General features: G+C 67.4%; 11 protein-coding genes. 7 read left to right on the plus strand and 4 right to left on the minus strand.

Features of this window, described 5'->3' with window-relative positions; genetic code table 11:
- Positions 1-332 precede the first annotated feature (332 nt).
- The 5 genes from AC6I21_RS13000 (at position 333) to AC6I21_RS13020 (ending at position 3428) form a co-directional block, all read left to right on the plus strand.
- A complete protein-coding gene (locus AC6I21_RS13000) occupies positions 333-521 on the plus strand; it encodes a hypothetical protein (protein WP_054821403.1) in 189 nt (62 codons plus the stop codon).
- 88 nt (positions 522-609) lie between these two features.
- Positions 610-783, plus strand: a complete 174-nt coding sequence (locus AC6I21_RS13005; RefSeq protein ID WP_171021182.1) for a hypothetical protein — start codon at positions 610-612, stop codon at positions 781-783.
- A 259-nt stretch (positions 784-1042) separates the two neighbouring features.
- The gene (locus AC6I21_RS13010; protein WP_138926753.1) at positions 1043-1666 is read left to right on the plus strand and encodes a DUF3060 domain-containing protein; all 624 of its coding nucleotides are present in this window, start codon (positions 1043-1045) and stop codon (positions 1664-1666) included.
- A 63-nt stretch (positions 1667-1729) separates the two neighbouring features.
- On the plus strand, positions 1730-2461 hold the full coding sequence (locus tag AC6I21_RS13015) for a response regulator transcription factor (RefSeq protein ID WP_138175917.1): 732 nt from the start codon (positions 1730-1732) through the stop codon (positions 2459-2461).
- Entirely contained in the window at positions 2454-3428 is a 975-nt protein-coding gene (locus tag AC6I21_RS13020) for a sensor histidine kinase (protein ID WP_138926754.1), read from the plus strand. The genes AC6I21_RS13015 and AC6I21_RS13020 overlap by 8 nt, the downstream gene beginning before the upstream one ends.
- Here AC6I21_RS13020 and AC6I21_RS13025 read toward each other — a convergent pair.
- From AC6I21_RS13025 to AC6I21_RS13035, 3 genes are all read right to left on the minus strand, one after another.
- Positions 3425-4483, minus strand: coding sequence for a S66 family peptidase (locus tag AC6I21_RS13025; RefSeq protein WP_497762560.1), 1059 nt, complete (start codon positions 4481-4483; stop codon positions 3425-3427). The genes AC6I21_RS13020 and AC6I21_RS13025 overlap by 4 nt on opposite strands.
- Positions 4484-4555: 72 nt before the next feature.
- Positions 4556-7273 (minus strand): aminotransferase class I/II-fold pyridoxal phosphate-dependent enzyme, encoded by a 2718-nt coding sequence (locus AC6I21_RS13030; RefSeq protein ID WP_497762561.1) that lies wholly within the window; start codon positions 7271-7273, stop codon positions 4556-4558.
- Between the two features lie 381 nt (positions 7274-7654).
- Positions 7655-8194, minus strand: a complete 540-nt coding sequence (locus tag AC6I21_RS13035; RefSeq protein WP_138926757.1) for a hypothetical protein — start codon at positions 8192-8194, stop codon at positions 7655-7657.
- 309 nt (positions 8195-8503) lie between these two features.
- On the opposite strand from AC6I21_RS13035, the gene hutH reads away from it, so the two are divergent.
- Together hutH and panD are read left to right on the plus strand one after the other, a co-directional pair.
- Positions 8504-10033, plus strand: a complete 1530-nt coding sequence (hutH, locus tag AC6I21_RS13040; protein WP_425545645.1) for a histidine ammonia-lyase — start codon at positions 8504-8506, stop codon at positions 10031-10033.
- A gap of 104 nt (positions 10034-10137) precedes the next feature.
- Positions 10138-10560, plus strand: a complete 423-nt coding sequence (panD, locus tag AC6I21_RS13045) for an aspartate 1-decarboxylase (RefSeq protein WP_497762562.1) — start codon at positions 10138-10140, stop codon at positions 10558-10560.
- Between the two features lie 9 nt (positions 10561-10569).
- On the opposite strand, the gene uvrA is transcribed toward panD, so the two are convergent.
- Complete coding sequence (uvrA, locus tag AC6I21_RS13050; RefSeq protein WP_497763427.1) at positions 10570-13089, minus strand: excinuclease ABC subunit UvrA; 2520 nt, start codon at positions 13087-13089, stop codon at positions 10570-10572.
- Between the last annotated feature and the right edge of the window lie 42 nt (positions 13090-13131).

The following is a 13131-nucleotide window of genomic DNA, read 5'->3' on the forward strand; positions in this document are numbered from 1 at the left end:
ACCCTTGGCGGTTACGGCCAAGGGCCCTAATTTGAACTCTAGCCCTCCGCGCCCAGGATGTGTACCTCGGCCCCGTTCTTTCACCTGCTTCCAAGGTTTTACCCGGTTGTTCACCTCCTCCACCACTTCGCAAGCCGCGCGTTCCTGCGGAAGCAGGCCGGGAAGGGCCTGCTGGGAACGCCTTTGGTCAATACTGGCAATCCCCATGGAATGCGCTTTTGGGTGCGGGTTGGCCCCGGGGCGGGCAGTATCGTGGCTAGTCCAATCGATTCCGGCACCAGGGGTCGGCAGCCCGCCGCCGCTGGATCGCCGCAGAACGAAGGAGGGACACAATGTTCGGACACCGACATCCCACCGAGCCACCGGTCACCCCGCATGACCCGACCGGGCCAATGGAACCGCCCAGCGACCCCACGGCCCCACCGGAACCGCACACCGACCCGACCGGGCCGACCCAGCCGCCGCTGGATCCCACTGCCCCGCCACCGCCGCCGGAACCGGAAACCCAGCCGGAACGCTAGAATCAGGCCAACGCCGGATCTGCCCGCCGGGCGCACACCAGCCCGGCGCGGACGCTGAATCAACCACACGGAATCAGGAGGACGGCTCATGCAGAACACCTCGAACAACCAGGACAAGACCAACGAGCAGGACGCCAAGCTGAAGGACCACGTCTCGGACCCCAAGCTCTCCGATGACACCGGTCACGATTGGACCGATGAGGGCGGCGCCACCCACCAGGGCGCGGCGACCGCAACCCCGGCGCACGACGACGAATCGTAGGCCCCGAAAAACCCACGACTACCGCCTCCACCCGCCCACGGGTGTGACCGGCAGATGGTCGGCGCGGCTGGCACCAGGACACTGGTGCCAGCCGCTTTTTCGTCTGCGGCCCGCTACCTGCGTGAAGATCGCCTGTCGCAAAACTGCGACAACCCTGAAACAGCGGTGCGACCTGCCCAGGACCGAAACCCCATAGGCTCAAGGGTAGAAAGATTGATTTTGGCGGGATCCCCGCCTTGACGATAAGGAGTCGTTCACCGTGGAAAAGAAGACAATGCATAGCGCGGGACTCTCGCTGGCGGTCCTCCTGCTCGCCTCCGCCGGGTTGAGCGGTTGTGTGAGCGTACAACCGGAAAACGGCACCGAAACCTCCAGCGGACCGATCACCAGCCCCTCGGCCCCGGAGCAGGACACCCAGTCCCCCACCGCGCAGCCGAGCCCCAGCTCCTCCGCCCCGGCGGCCACCTCTTCCAGCCCCGCCGCGAAGGGCGCCCAGGAGGCGAGCTTCTCGGAAATCTTCAAGAGCATCAATTCCAACGCCGCCAAGAAGCTGGAGTGCCTGGATGAGGACCATGGCCGGAACGACGCCGATGACCTGTACATCAAGGACAAGAACACGGTCATCAGCATCACCGGCGACTGTGACGACGTGGTGATCAGCGGGCACAACCTGGTGATTGCCGCCACCGAGATTGATGACCTGATCGTGCGCGGGAACAACAACGTCATCGCCGTGCAGGACCTGGACAACGTGGAGGTCAGCGGTTCGGGCAACCACGTGGGCTGGGATCCGGCCTATGAGGATGACCCGGATGTGGAGAACCACGGGTCCAAGAACGTGCTGCGCCACGACGCGGTGGGCAGCGCCGAACTGGATCTCTAGGCCGCAAGCTCAATAGGCTGGGATCCTGTCCACCACCCGCCCACCGGTAAGGAAACTTCGCCCATGACCGCTAGCGACGGCGCCTCGGTCCTGCTCGTCGATGACGAGCAGGACATTTTGGCTACCCTGGGCGGCTACCTGCGCCGCAGCGGACTGGAGGTGCACACCGCCGGCAACGGCGCCGAGGCACTGCAGCTGCTGGAGAGCCAACCGGTGTCGGTCATCGTCTCGGATGTGATGATGCCCTACCTGGATGGCAGGGCGCTGCTGCGCACCCTGCGTGAACGCGAGGACTGGACCCCGGTGATCCTCTTGACCGTGGTCGGGGAGGCCGACGAACGTTCGGCGGCGCTGGACGAGGGAGCCGATGACTACCTGAACAAGCCCTTCGCCCCGCAGGAGCTGCTCTCCAGGATCCGGGCGGTGCTGCGCCGCCTGCAGTCCGCCACCCAGTCGCTGGGCAACGCCCAGGTGCTGGTGGCCGAACACGCCGGGGGCACCCTGAAATTGGACCGATCCGCCCGCCGGGTATGGAATTCTGGCTCCGAGGTCACTTTGACCCCCAAGGCGCTGACGCTGCTGGAATACCTGATGAGCCGGCCCGACGAGGTACACAGCCGTGAACGGCTGCTCGAAACCCTGTGGGGCTTTGAATTCGCGGTCTCCACCCGTGCGGTGGACCACCGGATCGCCGAAATCCGCCGCTCCTTTGGTGATGACGCCGCGGCCCCCACCCTGATTGAAACGGTGCCCGGCCACGGGTACCGCCTGGCCGCGCAGGTGCGCCGTGGCTAGGGTACGGACCACCACCGACACCGGCCGCCGTGCCGCCGACGGGGCCCAGCGCGCATTGTTGTTCGCGTTGTTCAGCATCCCGGTGCTCGCCCTGGCGGCCGCGATCCTGCTGTTCTTCTTGGCCGGCGGATTGGACCTGTCCATCCTCATGCCGCTGTGGCTGGTGCCGTTGGTCCTTGGGGTCGCGGCCTTCACCGGCTGCGCCCTGGTGCTGCGCCAGCGCCGCAGCACCGAACGGCAAATCCAGGACCTGCGGGCCAAGATCACCTCCGAGGGCGACCAGGCCCGGCGGCGGCTGCTGCGGCGGCTGGATCACGAGCTGAAAAATCCGCTGACCGTGTTGCAGGCGGTGATCAGCGGCAGTGAGGACCAGCTGCCCGATGCGGCCAGTTGGGGCAGCGTTGCCACCCAAACCCGGCGGCTTTCCCGGCTGGTTGGGGACCTGCGCGGGCTGGCCGAGCTGGAGGTCGCCCAGCTTGAACGCGTTCAGGTGGACGTGGAACAGCTGCTGCGTGACGTGCTGGATGACACGGCCGAAGGACCCCAGGGCCGGGACGCCGAACAACGCCGGATCTCCCTGCACCTGCCCAAGGCTCCATGGCCGCTGCCGGCAATTCAGGGCGACCCGGACCTGCTGCGCCTGAGCCTGCACAACCTGTTGAGCAACGCCATCAAGTACTCATCGGCCGGGGACAGCATCGAGATCACCGCCCAGGAACTGGATGGCTCGCTCATCATTGACATTGCCGACACCGGTCGCGGGATCCCGGAGGAGGAACAGGACCTGGTGCTGGAGGAGCTGGCCCGCGCCTCCAACGCCCGGGACATGCCCGGCTCCGGGATCGGTCTGGCGCTGGTGCGGGTCATCGTGGCCCGCCACGGCGGCACCCTGATCCTGCGTTCGCGTGACGGGCACGGCACATCGGTCTCCATGCGCCTGCCGCTGCACCCGCCGGCCGCGGCCTAGCAGTTCTCGGCGCTCCCGCCTGCCTGGTCCAGCTGCTCGCGGCGGTGCGCGAACCGCAGCTGCACCCTGTCCGGCTGCCCCTGGGCCGGTGTTGCCGCGAGCCGGGCCTGCCCGCCGATGGGCAGGGTGAACATGGGACTGGTGTGCCCGAAGTCCAGGTTCGCGACCACCGGCACCGAGTCAAGCAGCGGATGCTTGTCCACCGCTTGTTGGAGCATTGAGCGGGTGACGCCCGAATCCTGCTGGAAGCGGCCGATTCCAAGACCGGTGATGCCGGCGGCGTCGGGGCGCTGCAGCAGCGCGGCGAGGTTGCGGGCGAATTCATGGATGTCCCCGGCCGCGTCGTCCTCCAGGAACAGCATGGCGCCCTCCAGCCGGGGCATCAACCCGGTGCCCTGCAGCAGGTTGAGCGTGCACAGATTCCCGCCGATGACCCGTCCGGTGCCCGCTCCCTCGCGCAAGACCCACGGTCCGTCGGTGGGCAGCGTCTGCCGCCCATCCTGGTTCATGAACCACAAGTCATCGGTGTAGGCCGTGGCCGGCTCAATGCTCCATGCCTGGCCGGAGGTGGCGGCGGTGAACCACTGGCCAGTGGGTTCAAAATGGTCGCGCATGCCAAACATGGACCAGTGCGGGCCAACATAGGTGATCATCCCGGTGCGTGCATGGATCGCGTTGGCCAGCACGGTGAAGTCCGAGTAGCCGCAAAACACCTTCGGGTTGGCGGCAATCAGGTCCCAATCCAGGTACGGCAGCAGCTCGTTGGCGTTAAACCCGCCGATCACGCTCATGATCCCGTCCACCGCCGGATCAGCGAACGCCGCGTGCAGGTCCTCCAGGCGCGAGGTGATCGACGAGCTGTCGAAGTCGTCGCGCTCATCCACATGCCGTCCGAAGGAAAGCTTGATCCCCAGGGCCGCGAAACGCTCGTTGATCCAGCGCGTGTTGTCATGTTCCATGACATAGCTGCGCGAGCAGGAGGGGGCAACCACCCGCACCTGAGCGCCGGGGCGCAGCCGGGCGGGAACGGTGACGTGCTTATCAGTCCAAGTCATCGTCCCAGCCTACCGGCCGCACGGCCGCGGCGTGAGCTGGGTCTCAGGGGCGCCGGGCCGCGGTATTGTCCGTTAGCCGCGTTTGTCCTGCTCCACCAGGGCCAGGGCCTCGGGGGTGAACACCTGGTACCCGTATTGGCGGTGGTAGCCGTGGATTTCCCTGGTGTCCAACGCGTCCATGTAGTCCAGGATGGGCAGGCTGATCACCTGGCCGGGCACCAGCACCGGGAAGCCCGGCGGGTAGGGGGTGACGAACGCGGCCGACACCACCTCCTGGCCCGCCGCGATGCGCTCGCGGATGGCCGGGGAATGGTGGAACGTCGTGGCCGGGTCGTCGTAGGTCAGGTAGTAGGCCCGGCGCATGTCCCCGCTCTGCGCTCCCCCGTCAAAGGCCGGGGCGAAGTGGCTGAAGTCCGGCAGCGGCACCTGCGGCTGGGCGGTGGGCTGGGCCGGGTAGGCGTCCCGCCCGTCCAGCCGGCGCTGGCGTTCCAGTTCGTTGGCGATCTTGATCAGCACCTCGATCAGGTAGGCGACGGCGCTGCGGTTGGTGCCGATGTTGGTCATCAGCAGCACGCTGGTGCGGCTGGTCTTGTTCACCTGGATGGCGTGCCCGTCCATCAGGTAGCTGTGCTTGAACGTGTCCCCGTCCACCCCGGTGCGGCTGATGTCCAGGGTCAGCCGGCTGGGGTCAACCACGAACTCGTCGGTGTCCCAGGCCTGGTCCCAGGCCGCCAGCCCGTCGCGCACCGGGTTGGTATTGCGCGAGGTGCGGAACTGCTCGGGAATCAGATCGCTGCTGTCCAGCACCCGGAAGTACTTGCGCAGCAGGTCGTGGCGGGCAATGGCCTTGGAGATGGACAGGGCCAGGTCGACCTGCCGCTGCACCAGCGCATAGCCTTCCAGCTCCACCTGGCGGCGGCCAATGTCCAGGGAGGCCAGGATCTGGTAGTTCGGCGAGGTGGAGGTGTGCGTCATGTACGCCTCGCGGAAGGAGTTGGCGTTGCGGCTGGCGAAGTCCTGGTCATGCACGTGGATCATCGAGCCCTGGCGCAGCGAGGTCAGGGTCTTGTGGGTGGACTGGGTGGCGTAGATCCGCAGCCGGGTGGCCTGCGGGTCCGGGATGAGCCGGGCGTTCAACCAGGCCTCGTCATTGGCCGGGTCCTCATGCGTGCCCGGTTCGGGCAGCTGCCCAACCTGTTCTTCGTACCGGCGGCGGTGCTGCGCGGTGGACAGGTCCGCCTCCAGGCCGCGGGCCGCGGCCATGGCGGTGCGTTTGCGGTAGATCGGGTGGAATCCGGCAAACGCGTACCAGGCCTCATCCCAAAGGAAGACCAGGTCGGGTTTGATGGCCAGGCATTCCTCCATGACCCGGCGCGGGTCGTAGATGATCCCGTCAAAGGTGCAGTTGGTCAGGGTGATCATCTTGACCTTGTGCAGCTTCCCGGCCCGCCGCAGTTCCAGCAGCGCCTTCTTGATCTCCCGCAGCGGCACCGCCCCGTAGATCGCGTGCTCCTGCAGCGGGTAGGCCTCCAGGTACTTCACGTGCGCGCCGGCCAACACCAGGGAGTAGTGGTGGGATTTGTGGCAGTTGCGGTCCACCAGCACGATGTCCCCGGGAGCCAGAATCGATTGGTGGACGATCTTGTTGGCCGTTGAGGTGCCATTGGTGACGAAGTAGGTGCGGTGCGAACCAAACGCCCGGGCCGCCAGTTCGTGGGCATCCCGGATCGAACCGTGCGGGTCCAGCAGCGAATCCAGACCACCGGAGGTGGCCGAGGTTTCGGCCAGCAGCAGGTTGATCCCGTAGAAGTCGACCTGGTCCCGGGCCCAGGGGGAGTTTTGCACGGATCCGGCACGGGAGATGGGCATGGCGTGGAAAACGCCTCCCGGGCGGCGGGCGTGGCGCTGCAGCGCGTTGAAGAACGGGGTCTCGTAGCGGGAGAGGATTTCGCCAATGATCGACAGGTGCAGGTCCATCCCGTCGTTGCGGGAGAAGATGCGGCGGAACCTGCCGGTCAGTTCCCGGGCCAGGGATTCCAGGGCCACCCCGGCCACCAGGTAGACCGCCACTTCCGGGCGCAGCCGCTCCACCAGGCGTTCCAGGTCCAGCAGCAGGTCAACCTGCTTGCCGCTGGAGAACATCCCGTCCATCTGCGCGCTGATGTAGCCGTGCAGGGCGGTGCTCAGCTTCTGCCGGGTGTGCAGCTCAAAGCGCGGGGTGAGCACGCAGGTTTGAATGGTCGGATTGATCATGAGTGCCACCAGCGCATCCTCCACGCTGGGCACCACCACCAGGTTGTAGGTGAACTCGTCGCTGCTGCGCCGCTGGTCAAGCATTTCCTGCTTGAAGCCCTCGATTTCCTCGACCCGCCCGTTGTCGACCATCAGCACCTCGACCACCGGGGTGAAGCGTGCGGTCGGTTCGTTTTCCTCATCCTCGGCGTGCAGGGTGTCCGGCTCAATGTACTGGGTTTGGGAGCGGAAAGTCTGGTTGACCAGGTATACCTTCTCCATGGCCCGGTCGTAGTCGTCGGCTTCCAGCGCCGCGACCATCTCATTGAAGTAGCTGATGCCCGGGGTCGCCCAATACGGTTCAATGGCAGCGATCAGCCCGATCAGCTTGCCCGCCTCCTGCACCAGCGTTTCGGGTTCCCCCGAGCCGTTGCCCACGACCCGCACCAGCTCGCTGAGAATGTAGCCCAGATGCTCCCAGGCGTCCTTGCGCCGGCGCCAGGCGCTTTCAGGGGTTCCCGTTGCGTTGACGGCTGGCTTGGCTAACCCGGTATCCACGGTGCTGGTCTTTCTCTCGTCCTAGTGCTGCACGAACCCTTGTGCCGGGAAGCCTAGCGGTCTTTGGTGACTGCCGTGTTTCACAGTTTTAACGGTCCGTTAAGGACGGCGCATGACATCGGTGCCTTCGGCATGATCCTCATTGACCGTCCGGTGTAGGCAGACTATGCCAAGTTTGCTTTTGTTGCCCCGTTGAGGCGCAAAGTTACCAGCGAACGCGTCGCCAGGGGTTGCAGCGCCCGTAACACGAAGGATCCGCGCCCAACCGCGCTAAAGGGCGCAGGCGGGGAACCGCGTCCAAGCGCGGTTCCCCCGCCCACATGGTGCCCGGCGGGTTCTGCCCGGCTTCGGGGGTGCCGGACAGGACCCGTTGCTGGTTTCCTAGCGTTTCAGCAGCCCCAGCTTCACATTCTTGGGCCGCTGCATCTCCCCGTGCTGGGCGCCGAGCACAATCACGGTGGCCGCGAAACCGGGGATCAGCCACTGCAGCTGGCGCAGCTGCTTTTGGGCCTTGGCCAGTTCATCGGAGCTTCCGGCGCGGGGTTCGGTGGCGCCCTTCGCCCCCTCTTCGGCCAGCTGATCCACCTTCTTGCCCAGTACCGCGGCATAGAACGTCACCGCGGCTCCGGCCAGGGTCACTCCGGTCTTGATCCACGTCCAGGCCATCACCCCGTCCTGGGTGGCATACCGGCCCTTGTTTTCCCACAGGATCGGGCCCAGGGAGGCCAGGTGGGCGGCAAACGCACCGGTCTGCACCGGCGCCCATTTCTTCCATCCCAGGCTTGAGAGCCGGGTTCGTTCGGTTGCGTCCTTGGCTTCGGACGTCGCTCCGTTCAGGCCCACGGCACCCATCAGCGAACCGCCGAACCAGGCGGCGGCCGTCAGGTCATGGACCGAGCGCGCAAAGAGATTTCCGGACATGAGTACATACCTTTCCTGAAAGTTGTCTCCCGGCCAGTTTCCCCAGCAGCCCGGGGTGGTGTTCATCGGCCGCGGTTGAACATCTCCACGGTGCCGGGGGCGCCGCCGAGAGGTAAAGACCAACCCGGAAACTGCCAGCTAAGCCAAGGAAGACACCGAAGATCCCCCGGCGCGAAAGTCCGGGATCCCGGACAACGACTTCGAGGGCGCCAGCCATTGCCCCGACCGGTGGCCAATGATGGAAGGTAAGTCCCATTGGCTCTCGTCCCGCGGAAGTGAAGTATGGAAGCAAATCTCAAAAACAGTGCAGTGACCCTGAACCTCGGCGGGACCACCGCCGAGGACGTGATCGCCGTGGCACGGCAGCAGGCCCCGGTGATGATCGCCGATGCGGTGCTCGCCGAGTTGGGGCGGGTACGCACCCACATCGAGCAGATGGCCGCCAGCGACACCCCGGTCTACGGCGTCTCCACCGGCTTCGGTGCCCTGGCCACCCGCCACATCCCCCAGGCCGACCGGGCCAAGCTGCAGCGCTCGCTGATCCGTTCGCACGCCGCCGGCATGGGTGAGCCGGTGGAACGCGAAGTGGTGCGGGCCCTGATGTTCCTGCGCGCCAAGACCCTGGCCACCGGCCGCACCGGCGTGCGCCCGGTGGTGCTGCAGACCATGGTGGAGGTGCTCAACGCCGGGATCACCCCGGTGGTGCGCGAATTCGGTTCGCTGGGCTGCTCCGGTGACCTGGCGCCGCTGGCGCACTGCGCCCTGGTGCTCATGGGTGAGGGTGAGGCGGTGGACCGCGAGGGCGTGCTGCGCCCGGTGCCGCAGCTACTGGCCGAGGCCGGCATTGAACCGCTGGTGCTGGAGGAAAAGGAGGGCCTGGCCCTGATCAACGGCACCGACGGGATGCTGGGGATGCTGCTTTTGGCGCTGGCGGACCTGGGCGAGCTGGTGGACATCGCGGATTTGAGCGCGGCCATGAGCGTGGAGGCCCAGCTGGGCACCGACCAGGTGTTCCGGGCCGATCTGCACGAGCCGCTGCGCCCGCATCCCGGGCAGGCGACCAGCGCCGCGAACATGTTCGACGCCCTGGCCGGCTCCCCGATCGTGGCCTCCCACCGCGAAGGGGACGGGCGGGTGCAGGACGCCTATTCGCTGCGCTGCTCCCCGCAGGTCACCGGCGCCACCCGGGACACCATGGACCACGCCGCCACCGTCGCCCGGCGCGAATTGGCCGCGGCCATCGACAACCCGGTGGTGCTGCCCGACGGCCGGATCAGCTCCAACGGCAACTTCCATGGTGCACCGGTCGCCTACGTGCTGGACTTCCTGGCCATCGCCGTCGCCGATTTGGGGTCCATCGCCGAACGGCGCACCGACCGGATGCTGGACCCGGCCCGTTCCCGGGATCTTCCCGCGTTCCTGGCCGATGATCCGGGAGTGGATTCGGGGATGATGATCGCCCAGTACACCCAGGCCGGTTTGGTGGCCGAAAACAAGCGCCTGGCGGTGCCAGCCAGCGCGGACTCGATTCCCAGCTCGGCGATGCAGGAGGATCACGTATCCCTGGGGTGGCATGCCGCCCGCAAGCTGCGCAAATCCGTGGAGAACCTACGCCGCATCCTGTCGATCGAGCTGGTGGTGGCCGGGCGCGCCCTGGACCTGCGCCGGCCGTTGCAGCCCTCCCCGGTGACCGGCGCGGTGCTGGGGCTGCTGCGCAGCAAGGTGCAGGGCCCGGGTCCGGACCGGTTCCTCTCCGCCGATTTGGAGGCCGCCTACCAGCTGCTGGCCGACGGGCAGGTGCACGGCGTGCTGCGCGAGGCGCTGGCCGGGGGCCGTTAACCCCCGCCACGGGCAGGGTGAGCAGTACCGCAGCCTGCCCGGGGCGGAAAGGGCGTAAACTTGGTGAGCAAGAATTCGCTCTGCCTGCAGGAAAGAACCAGCTGATGCAACGCACCATGTTCAAATCCAAGATCCACCGCGCCACCGTGACCCAGGCGGATCTGCACTACGTCGGGTCGGTCACCATTGACCAGGACCTGCTGGACGCCTCCGACATCCTGCCCGGGGAGCTGGTGAGCATCGTGGATGTGACCAACGGGGCCCGCCTGGAGACCTACACGATCGCCGGCGAGCGCGGCAGCGGCGTGGTGGGCATCAACGGGGCCGCGGCCCACCTGGTGCACCCCGGTGACCTGGTCATCATCATCAGCTACGCGCAGATGGAAGATGCCCAGGCCCGCGCCTACACCCCGGCGGTGGTGCACGTGGATGAGCACAACCAGATGATCCACTTGGGTGATGACCCGGCGGTGGCGGTCGCCGACGGTGTGCAGACTCCCCCGTTCGCGCAGGTCACCGGCAACTAGTCGAGCCTGCTAGCCGGCGTCCGGCTGCGGCTTCGTCCCGGGCCGGTCCTGGTCGGGGAACCGGGCGGCCAGATACGTTCCGGTGCGGCTGGCCGGGTTGGCCGCCACCTGTTGCGGGGTCCCCGCTGCGATGATCCGTCCCCCGGCGTCCCCGCCGGCAGGGCCCAGGTCGATTACCCAGTCCGCGGCCGCGACCACGTCCAGGTGGTGTTCGACCACCACCACGGTGTTGCCCTGCTCCACCAGCCGGTGCAGCTGCGCCACCAGCAGCTGCACGTCGGCCGGGTGCAGACCCGTGGTCGGCTCATCAAGCAGATACAGGGTGTGCCCGCGCCGGGCGCGTTGCAGCTCGGTGGCCAGTTTGATGCGCTGGGCTTCCCCGCCGGAGAGTTCGGTGGCCGGCTGCCCCAGGCTGAGGTACCCCAGCCCCACTTCCTGCAGGGTTGCCAGCGCCCGGGCGGCGGCCGGGATTGGGTGCAGGAATTCGGCGGCCTCGTCCACGCTCATCGCCAGCACTTCGGCAATGTTCTTCGGCTGCGCGCCGTCCGTCGGCTGGTAGGTCACCTCCAGGGTCTGCGGGTTGTACCGGGCCCCGTGGCAGGTGGGGCACGGTCCGTAGGTGCCGGGCAGGAAGAGCAGCTCAATTTCCAGGTAGCCCTCCCCCTGGCAGGTTTCGCAGCGCCCGCCGGCCACGTTGAAGGAGAACCGGCCGGCTCCGTAGCCGCGTTCCCGCGCCAGCTGGGTGTCGGCGAACGTCTTGCGCACCGCATCGAACAGGCCGGTGTAGGTGGCCAGGTTGGAGCGCGGGGTGCGCCCAATAGGTTTTTGATCCATGACCACGCAGCGGTTCAGGGCCTCGGCGCCCAGCACCCGACCGACCTGTGCGGTGGCTTCCTCGGAAGGCTCGGCGTTCGTTGGGCTGGCGGGGGCGGTGCGCAGCTGGCCCTGCACGGACTGGGCCAGGGCGTGGGAGACCAGGGAGGACTTGCCCGAACCGGACACCCCGGTCACCGCGGTGAAGACCCCCAACGGGAAATGGGCCTGCAGATCCACCAGGTTGTGCAGGTTCACCCCCTGCAGTTCCAGCCAGCCGCTGGCCTGCCGTATCTGGTGGTCGGGGGCCGGGGGCGGGGTCAGGAAGCGGCGGGTCACCGAGGACTGAACTTCCTGCAGCCCGGGCACCGGGCCACTGTAGAGGACTTGTCCCCCGTTGCGTCCGGCCCGCGGGCCGACATCCACGATCCAGTCGGCGGCGGCGACCACATCCATGTTGTGCTCCACCACGAACACCGAGTTTCCGGCCTCCTTCAGCGAACCGAGCACCTGGATCAGCGGTTGCGCGTCGGCCGGGTGCAGTCCCGCGGAGGGTTCATCCAGCACGTAGATCACTCCGAACAGGCCCGAGCGCAACTGGGTGGCGATGCGCAGGCGCTGCATCTCCCCCGGGGAAAGGGTGGGGGTGGCCCGGTTCAGGCTCAGGTAGCCCAGCCCCAGGTCCAGCAGCACCTGGATGCGGGCGCGCAGGTCCGTGCCGATGGTCTGGGCGACCTGCTGCTCGGCGGCGGTGGCCTGCTGCTGGGGTTGATAGGTATCAAGCAGTTCGGCCAGCTCGGTGAGCGAGGCCGCGTTGAACTCGGCAATGGTGCGCTCTGCGAAGCGCACCGCGAGGGACTCCTGGCGGAATCCGGTGCCCCCGCACAGCGGGCAGGGCCCGGTCTTCAGGAAGCGCAGGGCCTTGGCCCGCATGGTTTCACTCTTGGACTCGGCCACCGTGTGCAGCACATAGCGTTTGGCGCTCCAGAACCGGCCCTTGTACGGCTTTTCGATGCGGTCCCGTTCCGGGGTCACCTCCACCACCGGCTGCTCGTCCGTGAACAGCAGCCAGTCCCGGTCCTTGCGGGCCAGCTGCCCGAAGGGCTTGTCCACGTCATAACCCAGGTGGCTGGCCACGTCGCGCAGGTTCTTGCCCTGCCAGGCCCCGGGCCAGGCGGCGATCGCGCCCTGCCGGATGCTCAGGGACGGGTCGGGCACCAGCAGCTCCTCGCTGACAGTGTGGGCCTGGCCCAGCCCGTGGCATTGCGGGCAGGCACCGACCGCGGTGTTCGGGGAGAACGCGTCCGAATCCAGGCGCGCCGCACCCGGCGGGTAGCTGCCGGCCCGGGAGAAGAGCATGCGCACCGAATTGGACAGGGTGGTCAGGGTGCCCACGCTGGAGCGGGAGCTGGAACCGGCGCGACGCTGCTGCAGCGCCACCGCCGGGGGCAGACCTGAAATGTACTCGACCTTCGGGGTGTGGCCCTGGGAAATCAGCCGGCGCGCGTAGGGGGCCACGGATTCCAGGAAGCGGCGCTGGGCCTCGGCGAAGATGGTGCCAAACGCGAGCGAGGACTTGCCCGAACCGGAGACCCCGGTGAACGCCACGATCGCATCCCGCGGGATGCGCACCTCCACGTTCTGCAGGTTGTTCTCACTCGCCCCGCGCACGTGCACGAACCCGTCCTGCCCGGCCGTGGCGCCGGGCGCCGGCAGTCCGGGAGCGGGGTCGGTGCCCGGGGTGGGGTGAATGCTGTC

This window comes from Glutamicibacter sp. St.4D3 (assembly GCF_059728615.1).